17 protein-coding genes and 1 pseudogene are annotated in these 20,644 nt (G+C 72.8%); 10 read left to right on the top strand and 8 right to left on the bottom strand.

Going from position 1 to position 20,644, the window contains the following annotated elements:
- The first annotated feature begins 39 nt into the window (after positions 1–39).
- The 5 genes from FHU28_RS27345 to FHU28_RS27325 all read left to right on the top strand — a co-directional run bounded on the left by FHU28_RS27345 (position 40) and on the right by FHU28_RS27325 (position 4,628).
- Positions 40–1,014 carry an ABC transporter ATP-binding protein gene (locus FHU28_RS27345; RefSeq protein ID WP_184687411.1) on the top strand — a complete coding sequence of 325 codons (975 nt, stop codon included), beginning with the start codon at positions 40–42 and terminating at the stop codon, positions 1,012–1,014.
- Positions 1,011–1,862, top strand: a complete 852-nt coding sequence (locus FHU28_RS27340) for an ABC transporter permease (protein ID WP_073831205.1) — start codon at positions 1,011–1,013, stop codon at positions 1,860–1,862. Before FHU28_RS27345 ends, FHU28_RS27340 begins: the two co-directional genes overlap by 4 nt.
- A 10-nt stretch (positions 1,863–1,872) precedes the next feature.
- Positions 1,873–2,118 (top strand): helix-turn-helix transcriptional regulator, encoded by a 246-nt coding sequence (locus tag FHU28_RS27335; protein ID WP_013287928.1) that lies wholly within the window; start codon positions 1,873–1,875, stop codon positions 2,116–2,118.
- Between the two features lie 72 nt (positions 2,119–2,190).
- Positions 2,191–4,086 carry a DNA primase gene (gene dnaG / locus FHU28_RS27330; RefSeq protein WP_184687409.1) on the top strand — a complete coding sequence of 632 codons (1,896 nt, stop codon included), beginning with the start codon at positions 2,191–2,193 and terminating at the stop codon, positions 4,084–4,086.
- The gene (locus FHU28_RS27325; RefSeq protein WP_184687406.1) at positions 4,086–4,628 is read left to right on the top strand and encodes a hypothetical protein; all 543 of its coding nucleotides are present in this window, start codon (positions 4,086–4,088) and stop codon (positions 4,626–4,628) included. The genes dnaG and FHU28_RS27325 overlap by 1 nt, the downstream gene beginning before the upstream one ends.
- Before the next feature lie 31 nt (positions 4,629–4,659).
- Here the strand turns inward: FHU28_RS27325 and FHU28_RS27320 are convergent, their stop codons facing one another.
- From FHU28_RS27320 to FHU28_RS32885, 3 genes and pseudogenes are all read right to left on the bottom strand, one after another.
- Positions 4,660–5,217 (bottom strand): TetR/AcrR family transcriptional regulator, encoded by a 558-nt coding sequence (locus FHU28_RS27320; protein ID WP_184689959.1) that lies wholly within the window; start codon positions 5,215–5,217, stop codon positions 4,660–4,662.
- A complete protein-coding gene (locus tag FHU28_RS27315) occupies positions 5,214–6,005 on the bottom strand; it encodes an ABC transporter permease (RefSeq protein WP_184687403.1) in 792 nt (263 codons plus the stop codon). Before FHU28_RS27315 ends, FHU28_RS27320 begins: the two co-directional genes overlap by 4 nt.
- 433 nt (positions 6,006–6,438) lie before the next feature.
- A pseudogene (locus tag FHU28_RS32885) lies at positions 6,439–6,963 on the bottom strand (ABC transporter ATP-binding protein); the annotation flags it as partial.
- Between the two features lie 78 nt (positions 6,964–7,041).
- Here FHU28_RS32885 and FHU28_RS27305 point away from each other — a divergent pair.
- Positions 7,042–7,581: a GNAT family N-acetyltransferase gene (locus tag FHU28_RS27305; RefSeq protein ID WP_184687401.1), complete on the top strand. Its 540-nt coding sequence runs from the start codon at positions 7,042–7,044 to the stop codon at positions 7,579–7,581.
- Positions 7,582–7,596: 15 nt separating this feature from the next.
- Here the strand turns inward: FHU28_RS27305 and FHU28_RS27300 are convergent, their stop codons facing one another.
- The 5 genes from FHU28_RS27300 to FHU28_RS27280 all read right to left on the bottom strand — a co-directional run bounded on the left by FHU28_RS27300 (position 7,597) and on the right by FHU28_RS27280 (position 14,669).
- Entirely contained in the window at positions 7,597–8,568 is a 972-nt protein-coding gene (locus FHU28_RS27300) for a TAXI family TRAP transporter solute-binding subunit (protein ID WP_184687398.1), read from the bottom strand.
- On the bottom strand, positions 8,565–8,957 hold the full coding sequence (locus FHU28_RS27295) for a roadblock/LC7 domain-containing protein (protein ID WP_073831211.1): 393 nt from the start codon (positions 8,955–8,957) through the stop codon (positions 8,565–8,567). Before FHU28_RS27295 ends, FHU28_RS27300 begins: the two co-directional genes overlap by 4 nt.
- A complete protein-coding gene (locus FHU28_RS27290) occupies positions 8,954–11,317 on the bottom strand; it encodes a sensor histidine kinase (protein ID WP_184687395.1) in 2,364 nt (787 codons plus the stop codon). The genes FHU28_RS27295 and FHU28_RS27290 overlap by 4 nt, the downstream gene beginning before the upstream one ends.
- 65 nt (positions 11,318–11,382) lie before the next feature.
- Positions 11,383–12,402, bottom strand: a complete 1,020-nt coding sequence (locus tag FHU28_RS27285; protein ID WP_184687392.1) for a TAXI family TRAP transporter solute-binding subunit — start codon at positions 12,400–12,402, stop codon at positions 11,383–11,385.
- Positions 12,378–14,669: a TRAP transporter permease gene (locus tag FHU28_RS27280; protein ID WP_184687389.1), complete on the bottom strand. Its 2,292-nt coding sequence runs from the start codon at positions 14,667–14,669 to the stop codon at positions 12,378–12,380. The genes FHU28_RS27285 and FHU28_RS27280 overlap by 25 nt, the downstream gene beginning before the upstream one ends.
- A gap of 895 nt (positions 14,670–15,564) precedes the next feature.
- On the opposite strand from FHU28_RS27280, the gene FHU28_RS27275 reads away from it, so the two are divergent.
- The 4 genes from FHU28_RS27275 (at position 15,565) to FHU28_RS27260 (ending at position 20,622) form a co-directional block, all read left to right on the top strand.
- On the top strand, positions 15,565–16,581 hold the full coding sequence (locus tag FHU28_RS27275; protein WP_184687386.1) for a YihY/virulence factor BrkB family protein: 1,017 nt from the start codon (positions 15,565–15,567) through the stop codon (positions 16,579–16,581).
- A 212-nt stretch (positions 16,582–16,793) separates the two neighbouring features.
- A complete protein-coding gene (locus FHU28_RS27270; RefSeq protein ID WP_073831216.1) occupies positions 16,794–17,972 on the top strand; it encodes an ROK family protein in 1,179 nt (392 codons plus the stop codon).
- Entirely contained in the window at positions 17,969–19,537 is a 1,569-nt protein-coding gene (locus FHU28_RS27265; RefSeq protein WP_184687384.1) for a sugar ABC transporter ATP-binding protein, read from the top strand. The genes FHU28_RS27270 and FHU28_RS27265 overlap by 4 nt, the downstream gene beginning before the upstream one ends.
- Positions 19,534–20,622, top strand: coding sequence for an ABC transporter permease (locus FHU28_RS27260; protein WP_184687381.1), 1,089 nt, complete (start codon positions 19,534–19,536; stop codon positions 20,620–20,622). The genes FHU28_RS27265 and FHU28_RS27260 overlap by 4 nt, the downstream gene beginning before the upstream one ends.
- The last annotated feature ends 22 nt before the right edge of the window (positions 20,623–20,644 follow it).

The following is a 20,644-nucleotide window of genomic DNA, read 5'->3' as shown; positions in this document are numbered from 1 at the left end:
GGTACCTCGACTTGTAGTAGGGATGCTACATTCCGAGGCATGACTGCGGTCGAACTCCCGGGGGCCGTCGCGTCCCCCCGACCTCCCGACGAGGATCTCGTCCTCGACGTGCGGGATCTGCGCATGCGCTACGGCGCCGTCGACGTGCTGCACGGCGTCGACCTCACCGCCCGGCGGGGCGAGGTGCTGGCGCTGCTCGGGCCCAACGGCGCGGGCAAGACCACCACCATCGAGATCCTCGAAGGCTTCCGGCTGCCCTCGGCCGGCGCGGTGCGGGTGCTCGGCGCCGACCCGGCCCGCGGTGACGAGCGGTGGCGCGCGCGGCTGGGCGTGGTGCTCCAGTCCTGGCGCGACCACGGCAAGTGGCGGGTGCGGGACCTGCTCGCCCACCTCGGCGACTTCTACGCGCCGTACGCCACCGACCGGATCCCGCGCCCGTGGCCCGTGGACGACCTGCTGGACACCGTCGGGCTGAGCGCGCACGCCGGCAGCCGGGTGGCCCGGCTCTCCGGTGGCCAGCGCCGCCGCCTCGACGTGGCGGTCGGCATCGTCGGCCGGCCGGAACTGCTCTTCCTGGACGAGCCGACTGTCGGCTTCGACCCGGCCGCGCGGCGCGAGTTCCACGAGCTGGTGCACCGCCTGGCCGACCTGGACGAAACCACGATCATGCTGACCACGCACGACCTGGCCGAGGCGGAGAAGCTGGCCGACCGCATCCTCATCCTGGCCGGCGGCCGGATCATCGCCGAGGGCTCACCGGACCAGCTCGCCCGGCGCGTCGCCGGGGACGCCGAGGTCCGCTGGACCCGCGACGGCGAGCGGTACGTGCACGCCACCGCCGACGCCACCGCCTTCCTGCGCGACCTGTTCCGTGAGCACGGCGACCGGATACGCGAGCTGGAGGTGCGCCGGGCCAGCCTGGAGGACGCGTACCTGACGCTCGTGCACGAGGAGGAGACCGGCATCCGTACCGGCCGGGCCGAACGGGTGTGGCAGCAGGAGGCGAACCGATGAACCCGACCACCAACGCGCTGCGGGCCGGGCTGCGGCGCGGCGTGATCGAGCTGCGTGCCACGTTCACCAACGGCCAGGATCTCTGGACCTACTTCTTCCCCACAGTGGTGCTGCTGGTCGCCGTGTTCTGGATGCGCGGCTCGACGGTGCCCGGCACGGACTTCTCCCTCGGCGCCCGTACGCTGCCCAGCGCGCTCGGCATGGGCCTGCTCTTCGGCGGCCTGCTCGGGCTGGCCAACCAGCTCGTCATCGACCGGGAGGACGGCACGCTGCTGCGCGCCAAGGCCATCCCGGACGGCATGCTCGGCTACCTGGTCGGCAAGATCGTGCTGGTCTCGGCGGTCGCGCTGATCGGCGTGGTCATCCAGCTCACCCCCGGCCTGTTCTTCCTCGACGGGCTGCGGCTCGGCGACCCCGGCGCCTGGCTCACGCTCGCCTGGGTGGTGCCACTCGGACTGGTGGCGACGCTGCCGCTGGGCGCGGTGATCGGTTCACTGATCGAGAACCCGCGCAACATGGGCCTGGTGGTGATGCCGATTTTCGGTCTCATCGCCCTGTCCGGCATCTTCTATCCGATCAACGGCCTGCCCGGCTGGCTCCAGGGCGTCGCCCAGGTGTTCCCGCTCTACTGGCTAGGCTTGGGCATGCGCTCGGCGCTGCTCCCGGGCGACCTGGCGGCTGTCGAACTCGGCGGCTCCTGGCGGCACCTGGAGACGGTCGGCGTGCTCGGCGCCTGGGCGGTGCTCGGGCTCGTGCTTGCCCCGGTGGTGCTGCGCCGGATGGCCCGCCGGGAGTCCGGCTCGCGGGTCGCGGCCCGGCGGGAGCGGGCCATGCAGCGGGTCGGATGAGAGGGCGTCGATGAGCGAGACCGTGCACAACCGGATCGCGGTGCTGCGCGCCGAACGGGGCATCTCCCGGCGGCAGCTCGCCGACGCGCTCGGTGTGCACTACCAGACCGTCGGTTACCTGGAGCGCGGCGAGTTCCGGCCCAGCCTGCACCTGGCGCTGCGCATCGCCGCGTACTTCGAGGTGCCGGTCGAGGTGGTCTTCTCCATCGAGCCGTTCCCGCGCATCGGCGACCCCGCCGCCGCCCGCTCTGCCTGAACCGGCGGGGCGGGCGAGGTCGGCCACACGCCCGTCCCCCCGGCCGCCGGATCGTCGGTCCGGCAGGGCAGGATGTACGCCGAGGGGGTGGCGGTCATGGCGGGGCGGATCCGGGACGAGGACATCGCGCTGGTCCGTGAGCGCACCGCCATCGCGGATGTCATCTCCGACGTGGTGACGCTCAAGTCGGCCGGCGGCGGCAACCTCAAGGGGCTCTGCCCGTTCCACGACGAGAAGAGCCCGTCGTTCAACGTCTCGCCCGCCCGCAACGTGTTCTACTGCTTCGGCTGCGGGGTCGGCGGCGACGCGATCAAGTTCCTGATGGACGCCGAGCACCTCAGCTTCGTCGAGTCGGTGGAGCGGCTGGCCGACCGCGCCGGCATCCAGTTGCGCTACGTCGAGGAAGACCGGTCCACGCCGCGTGCCCGCCCGCAGCAGGGGCAGCGGCAGCGCCTGGTGGCCGCGCACGCCGCCGCCGTCGACTTCTACCGGGCCCAGCTCACCACCGCCGGCGCCCGTCCGGCCCGCGAGTTCCTCGCCGGGCGCGGCTTCGACCGGGCCGCCGCCGAGCGGTACGGCTGCGGGTTCGCCCCCGACGGGTGGGACCTGCTCACCAAGCACCTGCGTCAGCAGGGCTTCACCCACGACGAGCTGGTCACCGGCGGCCTGTCCCGGCCGGCCCGCTCCGGTTCGCTGATCGACCGGTTCCGCCGCCGCCTGATGTGGCCGATCCGGGACATCACCGGCGACGTGATCGGCTTCGGCGCCCGCAAGCTCTTCGACGACGACGACGGCCCGAAATACCTGAACACCCCCGAGACGCCGATCTACAAGAAGTCGCACGTCCTCTACGGCATCGACCAGGCCAAGCGGGAGATCGCCAAGCAGGGCAAGGTGGTGGTGGTCGAGGGCTACACCGACGTGATGGCCTGTCACCTCGCCGACGTGCCGACAGCGGTGGCGACCTGCGGCACGGCGTTCGGCGGCGACCACATCTCGGTGCTGCGCCGGGTGCTGTTCGACAGCGACGAGCGGGCCGGCGAGATCATCTTTACCTTCGACGGTGACGCCGCCGGTCAGAAGGCCGCGCTGCGTGCGTTCGAGGACGACCAGCGCTTCGTCGGGCGTACGTTCATCGCGGTCAGCCCTGACAACATGGACCCGTGTGATCTGCGCCTGGCCAAGGGCGACCTGGCCGTGCGCGACCTGGTGGCCCGCCGTGAACCGCTCGTCGACTTCGCGCTCCGGCACGTGATCAGCCGGTTCGACCTGGACACCGTCGACGGCCGGGTCGAGGCCATGCGCCGCGCCGCGCCTCTCGTGGCGAAGATCAAGGACCGGGAGAAGCGCCCGGAGTACGTGCGCAAGCTCGCCGGTGACCTCGGCATGGAGATCGAGCCCGTGCAGCGCGCGGTGCTCGGCGCGGCGCACGGGCAACCGGCGCCCGGGACGCCTGGCGCGTCCGCGCGCCCCGGCCGGACTGCGCCCGCTGTGGACAGCCCGCGCTCCATGGTGGAGCGGGAGGCGTTGAAGCTGGCGTTGCAGGAGCCGGTGCTGGCCGGTCCGATGTTCGACGCGGTCGAGGTGACCGACTACCAGCACCCGGTGCACGTCTCGGTACGCGCCGCGGTGGCCGCGGCGGGCGGCGCGTCCGCCGCCACCGGCGGCGCGGTCTGGATCGAGCGGGTCCGCGACGCCTGCGACGACCTGGCCGGGCAGGCGCTCATCGGTGAGCTGGCGGTGGATCCGCTGCGCATCGACGGCGAGCCGGACCCGAGGTACGTCTCGATCACCATGGCGCGGCTCCAGTGGAGTTCGGTCACCGGCCGCATCCGTGACCTCAAGTCGAAGATCCAGCGGATCAACCCGGTGAGCAACAAGGACGAGTACTTCGCCCTGTTCGGGGAACTGCTCTCGCTGGAACAGCACGCACGGGCACTGCGCGAGCAGGCCGCCGGAGGATTGTGATGGGACTGTTCAACCGCCGGCCGAAACTCCCGTCGGCCGACCGGCCGCCGCTGGCCGCCGACGAGCGGGTGCTCGCGTGGGCCGCCGCCGGCACCGGCGAGGGCGGCAACGACGGCGTGCTGGTCGCCAGCAACCGCGGGCTCTGGCTGCCGGGCCGGGTGGACCGCCTCGGCTGGCACGACATCCTCAAGGCGGTCTGGTCCGGCCGGGAACTGACAGTCACCCCGGCCGAGCCGGTCGCCGAGCGCGACGGATACCTGGTGGTGGCGGACAGCAACCCCGAGACGTACCTGCTCGTCGACCCGGGTGACCTGCCGCACCAGGTCCGGGACCGGGTCACCGGCTCGGTGGCGTACACCTCGCACCACGAGATGCCCGGCGGCTCCGGCCGGATCGCGGCCCGGCGGGTGCCCGGGGTCGACGGCCTGACCTGGACGGTCCGCTACGACCCGGGGACGCCCGCGGACGACGAGGACGTGGCCGCCGAGACCGCACGGCTGGTAGCGGCGGCGCGGGCCGCCACCACCCCCACCGACGTCTGAGGTCTACACCTTCAGGACGTCGACCTCTGGTTCAGGCACGTGGGCGGGCGCCGTCGAGGAACAGCGCGACGACCCGGGCGGGTCCGGTCTCGTCGGTGAGGTCGGCCGCGCGGGCCAGGTGCAGGAACGCGTTCATCAGGAACTCCGGTTCGCCGGTGACGGCGCCCTCGGCGCGGGCGTCGGCGAAGAACCGGGTCACCGGCGTCAGCATCAGGGCGACGTAGAGGCCCGAGACGTGCTCGCTGGTCTCGGCGGAGACGAGCGGCAGCGTGTCGTAGATGCGCTGCTCGAAGGTGATCGCGTCGCCGTGCTGCCCGGCGGCGACGGTGGCGAGCGCGTGCAGCCGGTGCGGCACGTCGCCGGGGCCGGCCAGCGCCGCGGAGATCTGCGCGCCGACGTCGCGGATGTACCGCTCCGCCACCGCAATGTAGAGATCCTCCTTGCCGCCCGGGAAGTGGTGGTAGATGGACGGCTTCTGGATGCCGACGCTGCGGCCCACGGCGACCAGGGAGATGCCCTGGTAGCCGGTCGCGGCGAGCTGTTCGGCGAAGGCGTCCATGATCTGGGTGCGGGTGTCGGTGGGGCTCATCGGTTCTTCCTGGCGTGGTGAAGGGCGAGGGCGCAGGCGGCGGTTCCGGCGACGGCGAGGGCGGCGAGCGCCGCGACGCCGATCGGGGCCGCGGTGAGCGGCGTGCCGCCGCCGAGCTGCCGGGCGGTGTCGACGATATAGGTGAGCGGGTTGACCGTGGCGATCACCCGCATCCAGCCGGCGAGTTCGTCGACCGGCGCGAACACGCCGGTGAAGAACGACAGGCCGAACACGACGAGCGTGACCAGGTTGGTGGTGGACGCCGAGCCCGACCGGATGGCGAGCGCCGTGCTCAGCAGCGCGACGCCGAGGCCCAGCGCGAGCATCAGCAGCAGCATCCCGGCGACGCCCGACCAGCTCGCCGGCCGGTAGCCGATCGCGGTGGCCCCGGCCACTGTCACCGCCATCTGGAGCACGACCGCGATCAGCGCGGCGACGACCGGGCCGACGAGGAACGGCGTCGTGGTCCCGTGGGCGAGCCGGAGGCGGTCCAGGTATCCGCTGGTGATGTCGCCCAGCACGAGCGTGCCGGCCGCGCCCGCGCCGGTGGCGACGCCGGTGAGCAGGATCAGCGGCAGCAGGAACGCGATGAAGCTCGTCCCACCCAGGTAGGTGCTGCCCACGGCGTCGAGCTGTCCGGCGTAGACGAGCAGGAAGAACAGGGACTGGGCGACCGGGGCCACGAGCAGCGCCGGGGTGCGGAGCACGGCCCGGGTCGAGCGTCTGATCGCCGCGAGGACGACCGGGGCCGGGGAGCGGCGGGGCGGGGTGAGCGCGAGCGGGAGCACGGTGTCGGGCCTTTCGGGTGCGGTGGGTCACGCCTAAGCGGGCGGCGAGGGCGACGAAGACGTCGTCGAGGGAGGGCTCGGCGAGGTGGAGCCGGGTGATGTCGGCGGCGATCGCGCCGGCTTCGTGCAGGGCAGCGGTCAGTGCGCGCGGGTCGTCCGGGACGCTGAGGCGTACCCGTTCCGGATGGTCGGGGTCGGCGCGGAAGCCGGCTTCGGACGCGGCGGCGAGTGCGGTCGCGGCGGCGGCGTCGGACAGGTCGAGCGTCAGCGTACGGACGCCCACGCGTCCCTTGAGCGATGCCGGTGAGCCCTGGGCGACCACCCGGCCCTCCCGGAGCACCGCGATCTCCGTGGCCAGCACGTCCGCCTCGTGCAGATCCTGGGTCGAGATGAGCAGGGAGGTGCCGCCCTGGTTGAGGCGGGTCAGTTCGGTCCAGAAGTCGATGCGCGCGAGCGGGTCCAGGCCGGTGGTCGGCTCGTCCAGGATCACCACTGCCGGCTCGGCGACGAGCGCCACCGCCAGGTCCAGCTTGCGGCGGGTGCCGCCGGAGAGCTTTGCCACCCGGGACGACCGGTGCTCGCCCAGCCCGAACAGGTCGACGAGCTCCCGGGTCCGGTGTGCTCGCTGCCGGCGTCCGAGCCCGAGCGCCACGCCGTGGAAGTCGAGCACCTCCGCCGGGGTGGCGAGGGGGTCCAGCGCGTTCGACTGCGGCGCCAGGCCGATCAGGCGCCGCGCGTCCCGTGCCTGCGTCACGGTTTCGAAGCCGCCGACGCTGACCGAGCCCGACGTCGGGGTGCGCAGGGTGGCGATGATCTCCAGCAGTGTCGACTTGCCGGCGCCGTTGTGGCCGAGCACGACGAACCGGCTGCCCGGCGCGACGGCGAGGTCGAGCGCGCGCAGGGCGTCACGTGTCCCGTAGGTCTTGGTCAGGGCGGTGGCGAGCACGAGCGGCGTCATGCCCACCACCCTACCGACCGGTCGGTAGGGTGGCCAAATCCGGTTGTCGACCCGGCCTTCCGCGGTTAGCGTCGCGGGATGTTCGCCACCGAGCGCGTCCGTCTGCGCCCGCCCACCCCCGACGACGCGCCGGACCTGTTCCGCCTGCACAGCGACCCGGAGCTGCACCTGATCACCGACGACGAGCCGTTCCTGCCGCACCACGTCGGGCAGGTCCGGGCCCGGCTGGAGAAGCGCGCCGCCGAGCAGCCGGAAGCCGGCGCTCCGGTGTCACTGCTGGCCGAGACCGTCGCCGACGGCACGTTCCTCGGCACCGGCGTGCTGTGGGGGATCAACACGTTCGACGGGCTCGCCCACCTCGGCATCACGCTGCTGCCCGAGGCGCGCGGCCAGGGTCACGGCACCGAGGTGATCCGGCTGCTCTGCCGGTACGGCTTCCGCAACCGCAACCTGCGGCGCCTGGAGATCGAGACGCTGGCCGGCAACACGGCGATGCGGCGTACCGCCGAGCGGTGCGGCTTCGTCCACGAGGGCACCCTGCGGGAACGCGGGTACGACGGCGACGGCTTCGTCGACATGGCGCTCTACGGCCTGCTGCGGCGCGACTGGACGCCGTAGGGGACCGCCCCGCGCTCAGCCGCCGTCGCGGTAGAACCGGGCCGCGCCCGGGTGCAGCGGGATCGGGCCGGTCGCGGCCGCGCTGGCCCGGTTGAAGTTCGCCGCCTCCGGGTGCACCTGGATCAGGTCGCCCTGCCAGGTGAAGAGCACCCGCGTCAGGTCGTACGCGAGCTGCTCCGGCATGTCCGCCGCCACCAGGATCACGTTCGCCACCGTGATGGTGGGCGTCGGCGCCGCCGTGCCGTAGACCTCCTTCGGCAGCGTGGCGGTGGTGTAGACGCCGCCGAACCGGGCGCTCAACGGCTCGATCAGCTCGTTCAGCGGCAGCAGCCGGAACTTCCCGGGCGCGGAGGAGAGCAGGTCCTTCACGCCGGGCGTGGGCAGACCGCCGGAGAAGAACATGGCGTCCAGGGTGTTCGCCCGCATCCGCTTGACCGTCTCCGGTAACGACAGGTTGAGCCGCTGGATGCCGGTGTTCGGGTCGATGCCGCCGGCGGTGAGCAGACGCCCGGCGATGATGTCGGTCCCGGACTTCGGCGAACCGGTCGAGACGCGCTTGCCGCGCAGGTCGGTGAAGCTCTCGATCTTGCCGTCGGTACGGACGATCACGTGCGTGTAGTTGCTGTAGACCCGGGCCAGCGCACGTACCGGCTGCGGCTGCTTGTCGAACGCCCCGCGGCCGTCGACCGCGTCCGCCGCCGTGTCGGCCAGGCTGAACGCGATCTCCATGTCACCGCTGGCCACCCGGGTGATGTTCTCCACCGACGCGCCTGTCGGCTCCGCGCGCGCCTCGTACCCGGGCACGTGCCGGGTGATCAGGTCGGCGTACCCGCCGCCGAGCTGGTAGTAGACCCCCGTGGTGTTGCCGGTGGCCAGGAAGATCCGCCCCCCGTGCCACGCCTGTGGAGTGGTGTCCTCGGCGCCGCAGCCGGCCACCAGCACCGTCGCCAGCAGCGCCGCCACCAGCCGCACCGGGCGGCGGCTCACCGGCGGACCGCCGGCTCCAGCGCCTCCGCCACCCGCTGCACCAGCGTCGCCGTCTCGTAACCGATCTGGCCCAGGTCGCAGCCGGGCGCGGCCAGCACGCCGAGCAGCGCCCGTTCGCCGACCGCCATCACCAGCATCACACCGCCGTCCATGTCGACGATCTGCTGGCGCACTCGGCCGGCGGACATCAGCCGCGCCGCGCCCACCGTCAGGCTCGCCAGGCCGCTGATCACCGCCGAGAGTTGGTCGACCTGGTCCGTGGAGAGATCCGGCGACGACGCCAACCGCAGCCCGTCCTCGGAGACCGCGAGCGCGTGCGAGACGTCCGGCACCTGCTCGGCGAAGTTCGCCAGCAGCCAGTCGAGCCCGGTGGAAGCGGGTGGGTTCATGGTCTTCTCCCGTTGGGTGGTGTGACGTTCGGGGCACGGCGCGTCGCGCTGGCCACCCCCTCGGCGAGGGCGGACAGCCGGGCGCGTACCACTTCGGGGTCGAGCAGGTCGGTCGCGGGCGGCGGCGCGGCGGCGGGCGGCATCGACCCCGGCAGATGCCCGCCCAGCGGCCGCCGCGGCAGCCCGGCGGCGGTGGTCGACACCGGCGCCGGGGGCACACTCACCGGCCTGATCCGCGCCGTGCTCGGCGCCAGCAGCGCGCCACCCGGCGCACGTACCGTGGCGACGCCGCGCACCGGCCCTCCGGCCGCCGGGGCGCTGGTGACCAGGTCGCGGGAGCCGACCTGCGGCCGCAGGACAGGCGCGTTCTTGAACCACGGCGCGCCGCGCCGGTGCGGGCGCTGCTCGGCCGGCGGCCGGGACGCCACCGACTCGACCCGGGTCAGCACCGACTCCGGTACGTCCACCTGCGCCACCGTGCCGGCGCCGGGGTTGTGCAACTGCACCCGGATCCCGTGCCGGGCCGCCAGGTGGGCCACCACGTGCAGGCCCATGCTGCCGGCGGCGGCGCTGGAGAGCATCGCCGGCGCGGCGAGCCGGTCGTTGATCTCGGCCAGCCGGCTCTCGCTGATGCCGATGCCCTGGTCGTGCACGCGCAGCACCAGCCCGTCGACGGTGCGCCGGCCGTCCACCAGCACCCGGGCCTCCGGCGGCGAGTAGACGGTGGCGTTCTCCAGCAACTCGGCCAGCAGGTGCACCAGGTTGCCGGCCGCCGCGCCGTGCACCGCCGCGGTCGGCACGTCGATCTCCACCCGCGGGTAGTCCTCGATCTCGGAGGCAGCCGCCCGTGCCACGTCGTCCAGCAGCAACGCGCCCTCGTGCCCCCGGCCCGGCTCGCCACCGGCGAGGACCAGCAGGTTCTCCCCGTTGCGCCGAAGCCGGGCGGCGAGGTGGTCCAGCGCGAAGAGCCGGGCCAGCGCGTCCGGGTCGGTCTCCTCGCGTTCGAAGTCGTCGAGCAGCCGCAACTGCCGGGTGATGAGCGTACGGATGCGCCGCGCCAGCGCCTCCGCCATCCGGGTCACGTCCAGCCGCAACTCGGCCTGCTGCCCGGCGAGCCGCAGCGCGGCCCGGTTCACCGTGTCGAACGCCTCGGCGACCTGCGCCACCTCGTCCTGACCCCGCCGGATCCCGTCGGTCATCCGGGTCGCCGGACCATCGGCCGGCGCCCGCTCGCCAGCGGCGATCGCGGTGATCCGCTCCGGCAGTTCCCGGTTCGCCATGGTCAGCGCGGCCACCCGCAGCCGGCGCAACCGGCGGCTCGTGCGTACCGCCAGCAGCACGGCGGTGACGAGCGAGCCGAGCGCGACGGTGCTCGTCGCCCCGGCGGTCAGCACCGCGCGCAGCCGGGCCGCGGCGGCCAGGTCGGCCGCGTCCCGGTCCAGCCCGTCGGACAGGTCCCGGCCGAGCAGGTTGTACCGGCGGATCGTGCCGCTCTGCGCCACGTACCAGGCGTCACCGTCGGTCTTCAGCGCCTCCGGCGTGCCGTCGGTGTCGAGCACCGTGTCGCGCATCCGCCGGGCCGCTGTCACGTCCGCGCCGTCGACCACGCGGTACCAGGCGGTCTTCGCCGGTCCGGCGGCGATCCGCAGGAACTCGGCCTGCCGCTGCTCCCGCGCACCCCGCAGCCGGCCCAGCCGGGCCAGCTCGCCGCGTTCCAGTCCGCCCCTGACGAACACCGCCCGCAGCAGGTCGCGTTCCAGCGCGGAGAGGTGTTCCTGGGCGGCCACCGAAGCCACCTCACGGGCCTGGTTGGCCAGGTCGGCGTCGCGCAGCTGGCTCGGCAGCGCGTCCGCGACCGCGAGCAAGGACTCCACGAGGGACACGTATGCCGGATCGGCGTCCGCGCCGGCCACCGCCTGCTCCCGGGTGGGCGCGAGCTTGTCCAGGCGCCGGCTGGCGTCGTTGAGCACGGCTGTCAGGTTGGGGGCGGCCCGGCGGGCGTCACCCTGCGCCGCGCGGTAGCGCTCGACAGCGGTGTCCACCCGGCGCCGCTGCGCGTCCACGAGCGGGCGGCCGGACGTGCCGCCACGCTGGCGCAGCGCGGCCGTCTCGCCGAGCTCGCGTTCCAGCTCGTGCACCAGGCGTACGGTCGCGGTGGCGGTGCCGGCGAGCACGCGAGCCCGGTCGGCGTCGGTGGACGCGTCCAGCGCGGCGTCGGTCTGCGCCGCGCCGAGCACGACCAGCCCGGCCGTGGCGACCAGGATCGGGGCCAGCAGTTGGACGCGGACCGAGCGCAGGCGTCCGGTTCGGTCCGCGGAGCGGTGGTGCCGGCGTACGCGAGCCGGATGGGGCAGCGGCACGGGGGTCTCCGGGTCGGGTCGGGCGGGCCGGGCCCGGACGCGCGTCCGGACCCGGCCCGTTCAGGTCAGCTCGCGCCGAGGTCGCTCAGTGCCCGCTCCGCGCCGCGGTGCAGCGGCACCGGGTCGGTCTTGCGGGCGTTGCCCAGCTCGATGCCCTTCGCCGCCGGGTTCGCCTGGGCCAGCGCGTCCTTGGAGTCGAAGACCGTCCGGGTGATCGCGCAGGCCACGTCGGCGTCGAGGTTGTCCCGCACCAGCAGCACGTTCGGCACCACGATGGTGGGCACGTCGGCCGGGGTCCGGTAGATGTCCTTGCCGATGGTGCCCGCCTGGTACGCCGGGTTCAGCTCGGCCATCTTCGGCAGCAGCGGGCTGATGTCGACGAACTTCACCTTGTCGCCGGACGTGGTGAACAGGTCGGTGACCCCGCCGGTCGGCACGCCGCCGGACCAGAAGAAGCCGTCGATGCTGCCGTCCTTCATACCGTCGACCGTCTTGGTGAGGTCCAGCCGCTGCGCCTGGACGTCCTTTGCCGGGTCCAGCCCGGCGGCGGTGAGCAGCCGGTTGGCGATGACCTCGGTACCGGACTTCGGCGAGCCGGTGGAGATCTTCTTGCCCTTCATGTCGGCCACCGACGTGATGCCCGCGTCGGCCCGTACGACCACCTGGGTGTAGTTGTCGTAGATCCGGGCCAGCGCCTTGACCGGCTGCGGCGCGGTGAAGCTCCCCTTGCCCTGCACCGCGTTGACAGCGGTGTCGAACAGCGAGAACGCCACGTCGTACTGGCCGGCGACGAGCTGTTCGACGTTCTGCACCGAGGCGCCGGTCTCCGCCGCCGTACCGGTGAGCTTGCCGTCGGTGGTCTTGCTCAGCTCACCGGCGAGCGCGTTGCCGACCACGTAGTAGACGCCGGTGGCGTTGCCGGTGGCGATGCCGACCCGGGTGTCCTTGGTGACCTTGCAGCTGACCTCGCGGGCGGCGTCGTCCTTCGTCGCGCTGTCCTGACGGCCCCCGCAGCCGGCGGCACCGGCGGCGACCAGGACAAGTGCCCCGACGCCCGCCACTATCCTCGCGTCGATACGTCCCACTCTTTCTCCTCCCCAAGGTCCACGGATTTTTCGACCGCCGGGCGGCCGGCGTGCCCGGCGGCGCCACGTCGGACGTACACGCCCGCGACCGCGAGCGCGGCGAGCGCCGCGCCGATCGCCATGGGCAGTGGTTCCAGCCAGAGCAGCACCAGCCCGGCGACCGCGCCGACGATCCGCTCCGGCACGCCGGCCGGGCCCACGCCGGGCAGCCAGCCGCCGGCCGCGACCGCCAGCACCGCCACGCCGAGCGCGGAGACCAGACCGGCTGTCGCGATCCGCCCAACCCCGCCGATGCCGAGCAGCCCGAGGCCGGTCGGCGTGATCACGAAGGCCAGCGGGATCAGGTACGCCGGCAGCGCGTACCGCAGGGTCTGCCACATGGTCGGCACCAGGCGGCCGCCGGTGACGGCGGCGGCGGCGACCGCTGCGAGCGCGGTCGGCGGCGAGACCTCGGACAACACCGCGAAGTAGAAGACGAACATGGCTGCGGCGGGCGCCGCGACGCCCAGGTTCAGCAGCGCCGGGCCGATGATCACCCAGCCGATGACGAACGACGCGGTGACCGGCACCGCGAGCCCCAGCAGGCTGAGCGCGACAGCGGCGAGCACCGCGGTCAGCGCCAGCACCACTGCCGGCTCCGAGCTGACCGCCTGCGCGCCGTCGATCAGCAGCGCGGCGGCCTGCGGCCCGAGCCCGGTCTTCGTGGTGGTGGCGGTGATGATGCCGGCCGCGGCGCACACAGCGCTCACCGCGAGCACCCCGCGTACGCCGTCGCGCAGCGCCGCCACCAGCCGGGCCGGCGTGAGGCGGTGCCGCCGGTCCAGGAAGGACAGCACGGCGGCGATGGCGGTGGCGATGACCACCGCGCGCATCGCCGACGCGCCGAGCGCCAGCACCACGATGATCACGAGGAGCGAGAGGAAGTGGTAGCCGAAGCGGGCCAGCAGCCGCCAGGCCGAGCCGGTGTCGATGACCACCGGGCGGACCCCGGAGCGCCGGGCGTCGATCTCGACGGAGAGCAGGATGCCCAGGTAGTAGAGGATCGTCGGCACCGTGGCCCAGCCGAGCACCTGGAGATAGGACACGCCCAGGTACTCGGCGATGATGAACGCGGCGGCGCCGAGCGTGGGCGGGGACAGGATCGCACCGACACCGGCGGCGGCGAGCATGCCGCCCGCGCGCTCGGCCGGGTAGCCGGCGCGGCGCAGGATGGGCCAGGTCACCGCGCCGATGCTGACTGTGGTGGCGGCGCCGGAGCCGGAGACCGTGCCGAGCAGGAAGCCCGACGCGACGGCGGTGCGCCCGGCGGCCGTACGGGAGCGGCGGAACGCGGCGGCGGACAGCTCCACGAAGAACCGGCCCGCGCCGGACAGGTCGAGCACCGCGCCGTAGATGGTGAACAGCACGATGTACGAGGCGGCCACGTCGAGCGGCGTGCCGTAGAAGCCGCTGTCGGAGTTGTAGAACGCGTCGACGAGCTGCCCGAAGTCGAGCCCCGCGTGCGCCACCGGCCAGGCCTGCGGCAGCAGCCCGCCGTAGTAGCCGTATCCGAGGAACAGCACGCAGACCGCCGGCAGGATCCATCCCGTGGTGCGCCGGCACGCCTCCAGCAGCAGGAGCAGCAGGCCGGTGCCGAACGCCATGTCCAGCGGATCCAGCAGGCCCTGCCGGTCCAGGAAGGCGTCGTATCCGCCGCCGCCCGCGCCGATGGCGACCGGCAGCACCGGGTAGAGGCAGACCACGAGCGCGGCGAGGGCCAGCAGCCAGTCCACGGGCGTGGGCCCGCGCCGGTCGTCCGCGTCGTCCGCGTCGTCCGCGTCGTCCGTGTCGGCCTTGGTGCGCCGCAGCCGCACCCCCGAGGGGTACGCGAGGAACACCATTGGCAGGATGCCGGCGAGGAAGAAGATGAGGTAGTACTTGCTGCCCTGGGCCAGCGGGAAGAACACCTGCCAGAGCGTCAGCAGCCCGACCGCGACGGTGACGCCGGTGAAGAGGAAGCCGACTCCTCCGGCGAGCACCCGGCCCGGCTTCTCCTCCTCGAACCGGGCGGCCAGTTCGCGAGCGTCCTGGTGGGCCTGATCCGGGGTGTCGTGCGCCTCGTCCGGGGCGTCGTGCGTCCCGGCCGGAGTGTGGTCCCGCGTCTCCGCCGGGGGGTGGTGCGGCAGGGCGCGGCTGTGGTGGTGCGTCTCGCCCGGCCCGTCGTCGGACCACTCCGGACCGGCGACGCTGCCCTCGTCCGGCGGGAGCGACACCACCTCGGCGTCCACGTCGGACCCCGGTCGTCCGCCGGACGGCGGCCGGGGTTTCGGGGGAGTGGCGTCGGAGGGGCGAACGGGCGGCACGAGGGGGCACGATACGCGAATTGCGCGGGCGTTGGGAACATTGCTTAACGTGATTGCAATGAGTGACGGGTTGGGGAATGTTTCACCCGTCAAACAGATTTCTGAATCTGTTTCGCGACCGCTTCGCCGACGGGTGAAGGGCGCTTCCACAATCTCTTCCCAGCGAACTTCCAGGCGATATTCCAACGATGAAGAACTGGTCCGCGGATCGGCCGTCGTCACTCAGGGTGTATTGCCTCTCGCCGCTGCCGGTCCCGGGCGGCTGCTCCCCCGGGCGGGCGGGTTCCGGATGCCGCCGCGCGTCCTCGGAGCGCTCCGGGGACGCGATTCGTGGGCCGGAATCGCGCGACCGGCACCACTTCGCCGAGGTGGCGGCATCGGTCGTGCGCCGACACCGCCGCTTCGCCGAAATGGCGCAGGCACCGCCCGCGAGCCGGACCCGCTGCGCGCCGGTGGCCGGCGGGCACGGCGGAGTGGAACGCCATGGGGTGCCTCCACCGCCTTTTGACACCCATGCGGTTCCACTCCTCGTGACCGTCGTGGAGAGCGTGGCGAGTGGTGGCCCAGGGGGAAGGACGACTCACCGTGATCTTCGGCCGTGCGTGCCGTCCGGGCGAGCGCGGGGTGCGGTGCCCGCCGGTCTTGCTCTGCAGCCACCGGAGCGACGGACACGCTGCGTGACCATGTGCGCCGATGGATGCAGAGCGGGGGCGGGGGAGCGGGAGCGGGGCGGCGGCGGACGGGCCGGTTTTGCCGACGGGGGTTATCGCCGCACCGGTCAGGGCATGTCGTGCCTGACGACGAGCGACGAGGAGGTGCCATGGCCGCCGACGAGGCTCCCGCCCGTGACGGGCGCGACCACACGGGGCCGGTGGGCCCGGACGACGGTCCGGACAGCCCGACCGATCTGACGGCGACGGGCTGGATGGCGACGCTCAAGCGGACCGTCCGGGAGTTCCAGGACGACAGCCTGACCGACTGGGCCGCCGCGCTCACCTACTACGGTGTGCTCTCCATCTTCCCGGGCGTCCTGGTGCTGATCTCGCTGCTCGGCCTGCTCGGTGACCGGGCCACGGAGGGGGTCCGGGACACCGTCGGGCAGGCCGTGCCGGAGGAGAACACCCGCAAGATCATCGAGAGCGCGATCGACCAGGCCGGTCAGGCCGGCGGGCTGGCCAGCGTCGCGGCTGTCATCGGTCTGATCGCGGCCTTCTGGTCCGCCTCCGGCTACATCGCCGCCTTCATGCGCGCCTCGAACAGCATCTACGACGTGCCGGAGGGCCGGCCGATCTGGAAGACGCTGCCGGTACGCCTCGGCGTGACCGCGGTGATCGGCGTGATGCTGCTGATCAGCGCCGTGATCGTGGTGTTCACCGGTGGCCTGGCCGAGCAGGCCGGAAACGCGATCGGGCTCGGCTCGACAGCCGTCACCGTGTGGAACATCGCCAAGTGGCCGGTCCTGCTGGTGCTGGTGAGCCTGATGTTCGCGATCCTCTACTGGGCCTCGCCGAACGCCCGGCACGGCGGCTTCCGCTGGGTCAGTCCCGGCGGCGTGCTCGCGGTGGTGCTCTGGCTCGTGGTGTCCGGCCTCTTCGCGCTCTACGTCAGCAACTTCGGCTCGTACAACAAGACGTACGGCGCGGTTGCCGGCGTGATCATCTTCCTGGTCTGGCTCTGGCTGAGCAACGTGGCGATCCTGCTCGGCGCGGAGTTCGACGCCGAGCTGGAGCGCAGCCGCGCCATCGCGGCCGGGCACCCGGCCGACGAGGAGCCCTACGTCGAGCTGCGCGACGACCGCAAGCTGCGCAAGAAGGGCAACACGTCCTCCCACCACTGACCGCTGACCCACACTGCGCCGCCCCGCCCGGACGTACTCGGGCGGGGCGGCGCGTTTTCATGATCCGGAGCTTCTTTTGTTGGTATGGACAAAAGTTTGCATCAGGCGTGCCGAAGCTATGGACATGCGGCCCGGAAGGCTCCTACTGTGTCGGACACAACACACATCGCTGCTGTCGATGTGACGGACTTCCGATGCGGAGGTGACTGCCGGTGCGGACGGTCGACCCCCTGCACGTACGGCTCCTGCGGCTGCTCCGGGACGAGGGCGCGGTGTCCCGCGCCGAACTCGGCGACCGCCTCCAGATGCCCCGCCCGCGCCTGCTCGCCGAGCTGGAGCGGCTCGTCTCCCTCGGGTACGTGGCCGAGGCCGGGCTGGCCGCCTCCCGGGGCGGGCGGCGCTCCACCCTTGTCGAACTGAGCCCGCACCTACGGTTCGCCGCTGTCGACCTGGGCGCCAGCTCGATCGACGTGGAGGTGGTCAACGGCCGGTTGGAGCCGGTGGCCGCCTACACCGAGTCCGCCGACATCCGCTCCGGCCCCAAGGTGACGCTCCAGCGCGTCAACGAGCTGCTGCACAAGGCCAAGGTGGACGGCGCGTACGAGCGGCTCGACGCGGTCGGCATCGGCGTGCCGGGGCCGGTGAGCTTCCGCGACGGCGTGCCGGTCTCTCCGCCGATCATGCCGGGGTGGGACCGGTTCCCGGTCCGCGAGCTGCTGACCCGGGAGCACGGCTGCCCGGCGGTGGTGGACAACGACGTCAACATCATGGCGATCGGGGAGCGGCACGGCGGCGTGGCCCACTCGGTCGACGACTTCCTGTTCATCAAGATCGGTACCGGGATCGGCTGCGGCATCTACCTGCACGGCGAGGTCTACCGGGGCACCGACGGCTGCGCCGGGGACATCGGCCACATCCAGGTCGACCCGAACGGTCCGATGTGCTCCTGCGGCAACGTCGGCTGCCTGGAGGCGGTGTTCAGCGGCGCCGCGCTGGCCCGGGAGGCGACTGTCGCGGCCCGCACCGAGGTCTCCCCGGCGCTGGCCGAGCGGTTCGCCGCCCGGGGCGTGGTCACGGCGCTCGACGTGGCGCAGGGGGCGATCGAGGGGGACGTCTCCTGCATCCAGCTCATCCGCGACGGCGGCCGGCGGGTCGGCAGCGTACTGGCCGGGCTGGTCAGCTTCACCAACCCGTCGATGATCGTGATCGGCGGCGGACTGGCCCAGCTCGGCCACATCCTGCTCGCCGAGATCCGCAGCGTCGTCTACCGCCGCTCGCTGCCGCTGGCCACCGGCAACCTGCCGGTCGTCCTGTCCGAGCTGGGCCCGCGCGCCGGCGTCGCCGGCGCTGCCGTGCTGGCCAGTGACCTCGCGTTCGGAGAAGCAGCATGAGCGACACCGGCGAACCGCTGGTCGAGGCGCCCGCGGACGCCGTCGCGGGCGAGGTCGTACTGCGCCTCGCCGACGTGGTCAAGACGTTCCCGGGGGTACGCGCGCTCGACGGTGTGCAACTGGAGGTGCGGGCCGGCGAGGTGCACTGCCTGCTGGGGCAGAACGGCGCCGGCAAGTCCACCCTGATCAAGGTGCTGGCCGGGGTGCACCGGCCGGACTCCGGCGAGGTCGTGTGGCGGGGCGAACCGGCGGCGTTCGCCAACCCGCAGGCCGCCATGCGCGCCGGCATCGCGACGATCTACCAGGAACTCGACCTGGTCGACGACCTGTCGGTGGCGGAGAACGCGTTCCTCGGCCACGAGCCGCGCCGGGTCGGCTTCGTCAGGCGGGGGCAGATGGCCCGGCGTACCCGGCAGATCCTGGCCCGGCTCGGCCACCCGGAGATCCCGCCGGGACGGCTGGTGCGGCACCTGCCCGCCGCCGGCAAGCAGATCGTCAGCATGGCCCGGGCGCTGTCCCACGAGGCCCGGCTGATCATCATGGACGAGCCGAGCGCGGTGCTGGCCCACGACGAGGTGGCGAACCTGTTCCGGATCATCCGGGAACTCACCGCGCAGGGCATCGCGGTCATCTACATCTCGCACCGGCTGGAGGAGATCCGCGAGATCGGCGACCGGGTCACCGTACTCAAGGACGGCCGGACCACGGCGGCGAGCCTGCCGGCCCGCGAGACGCCGACCCGTGACCTGGTGGCCCGGATGACCGGCCGGACCATCGAGTACGTCTTCCCGCAGCGCCCGGCCGACCACGGGGGCGGCACGGAGCTGTTGCGGGTGGACGGGCTGACCCGGCCCGGCGAGTTCGCCGACGTCTCGCTCAGGGTCCGGGCGGGAGAAATCGTCGGCATCGCCGGGCTGGTCGGCTCGGGCCGGTCGGAGCTGCTGGAGACCATCTTCGGCGCGCGCCGGGCGCACGCCGGGACGGTCCGGGTGGACGGCAGCACGCTGCGTCCCGGCAGTGTGGGCGCGGCGGTGCGCGCCGGGATGGGCATGGCGCCGGAGGAGCGCAAGAGCCAGGCGCTGCTGCTCGGCGAACCGATCTACCGCAACGTCACGCTCGCCACGTTCAGCAGATACGCGCGCCTCGGCTTCACCGACGCCGGGCGGGAACGCGTCGAGGCCGACCGGATCGCCGCGTCGCTGGAGCTGCGGCCCCGGGACGTACGGCGGCCGGTGCGCACGCTGTCGGGCGGCAACCAGCAGAAGGTGGTGGTCGGGCGGTGGCTGCTCGGGGGCACCCGGCTGCTGCTGCTCGACGAGCCGACCCGGGGCGTGGACGTGGGCGCCCGCGCCGAGCTGTACCAGGTGATCCGCGATCTGGCCGCCCGTGGCGTCGGGGTGCTGCTGGTCTCCAGCGAGGTGCCCGAGGTGCTGGGCCTGGCCGACCGGGCGCTGGTGATGCGGGAGGGCCGGGTGGTCCGCGAGGCGCCGGCCGGCGAACTGGACGAGAACACCGTGCTCGACCTCGTCATGGCGGGGTCCCTCATGGAAGGCGCACCGGCATGAGCGAAGCCACTGACACCTCGCTGCCCGCGCAGTCGCCGCCGGTGGAGCGAGCGGAGACCGCCAAGGTCGACGCGCCGGCGAAGCTCTCCTGGTGGCGCGGCGACGGCGGGGAGGGCGCGAAGCGCAACCTGGGCCTGCTCGCCGTGCTGGTGGTGCTCGTGGTCATCGGCATCCTGACCCGCCCCGACCTCTACGGTGACCCGAACTGGGTGTGGGGCAACACGCTCACCATCCTCAAACTCGCCTCGGTGGTCGGCGTGGTCACCGTCGGCATGACCTTCGTGATCATCGGCGGCGGCATCGACCTGTCGGTGGGCGCGATCGTCGCGCTGGCCGGGGTCTGGTGCACCACAGTGGCCACGCAGAGCTACGGCGCGGGCGGCATGATCTTCACCGCGCTGACCGTCGGGCTCGCCGTCGGCGTGGTCAACGGGCTGCTCGTCTCGTACGGGCGGCTGGTGCCGTTCATCGCCACGCTGGCCATGCTCGTCGCCGCCCGAGGGCTGGCGGCGGAGATCTCCGACAAGCAGACCCAGGTGTCGGGCAACACGTTCATCAACGGCATCGCCAGCACGAACGTGCTCGGCATCCCGCTGCTGGTCTACATCCTGGTCGCGGTGGTGGCGGCCGGCTGGGTGCTGTTGAACCGGACCACGTTCGGCCGCCGTACGGTGGCGGTCGGCGGTAACCCGGAGGCGGCCCGGCTGGCCGGCATCAACGTCCGCCGGCACACAGTGCTCCTCTACGCGCTCTCCGGCCTGTGCTGCGGCATCGCCGCGGTCATGCTGACCGCGCAGGCCACCTCCGCGCAGGCGGCGATGGCCAACCTCTACGAGCTGGACGCGATCGCCGCCGCGATCATCGGCGGCACGCTGCTCAGCGGCGGGCGGGGCACGATCATCGGCTCCCTGCTCGGGGTGATCATCTTCTCTACGATCACCAACCTGTTCGCCATCAACAACCTCTCCGCCGAGGCCCAGAACATGGTCAAGGGCGGCATCATCGTCGCCGCCGTCCTGGTCCAGCAGGTGCAGTTCGGCAGTCTCACCCAGTTCCTCGCCCGCAACCGGGCCACCACCACCTGACCCCACCCGCGCACACCCCGGC

The sequence above is a fragment of the Micromonospora echinospora genome (assembly GCF_014203425.1).
In the GTDB taxonomy this organism is placed as follows: Bacteria; Actinomycetota; Actinomycetes; order Mycobacteriales; family Micromonosporaceae; genus Micromonospora; species Micromonospora echinospora_A.
Note: the sequence above shows the minus strand (reverse complement) of the source record. Positions and strands in the feature narration are given on the sequence as shown.

Coding starts and splice junctions, on each gene's coding strand:
- FHU28_RS27275 (WP_184687386.1), top strand. CDS start 15,565: ATGGCCGCCGACGAGGCTCCCGCCCGTGACGGGCGCGACCACACGGGG.
- FHU28_RS27325 (WP_184687406.1), top strand. CDS start 4,086: ATGGGACTGTTCAACCGCCGGCCGAAACTCCCGTCGGCCGACCGGCCG.
- dnaG (WP_184687409.1), top strand. CDS start 2,191: ATGTACGCCGAGGGGGTGGCGGTCATGGCGGGGCGGATCCGGGACGAG.
- FHU28_RS27295 (WP_073831211.1), bottom strand. CDS start 8,957: ATGAACCCACCCGCTTCCACCGGGCTCGACTGGCTGCTGGCGAACTTC.
- FHU28_RS27335 (WP_013287928.1), top strand. CDS start 1,873: ATGAGCGAGACCGTGCACAACCGGATCGCGGTGCTGCGCGCCGAACGG.
- FHU28_RS27305 (WP_184687401.1), top strand. CDS start 7,042: ATGTTCGCCACCGAGCGCGTCCGTCTGCGCCCGCCCACCCCCGACGAC.
- FHU28_RS27320 (WP_184689959.1), bottom strand. CDS start 5,217: ATGAGCCCCACCGACACCCGCACCCAGATCATGGACGCCTTCGCCGAA.
- FHU28_RS27345 (WP_184687411.1), top strand. CDS start 40: ATGACTGCGGTCGAACTCCCGGGGGCCGTCGCGTCCCCCCGACCTCCC.
- FHU28_RS27260 (WP_184687381.1), top strand. CDS start 19,534: ATGAGCGAAGCCACTGACACCTCGCTGCCCGCGCAGTCGCCGCCGGTG.
- FHU28_RS27265 (WP_184687384.1), top strand. CDS start 17,969: ATGAGCGACACCGGCGAACCGCTGGTCGAGGCGCCCGCGGACGCCGTC.
- FHU28_RS27340 (WP_073831205.1), top strand. CDS start 1,011: ATGAACCCGACCACCAACGCGCTGCGGGCCGGGCTGCGGCGCGGCGTG.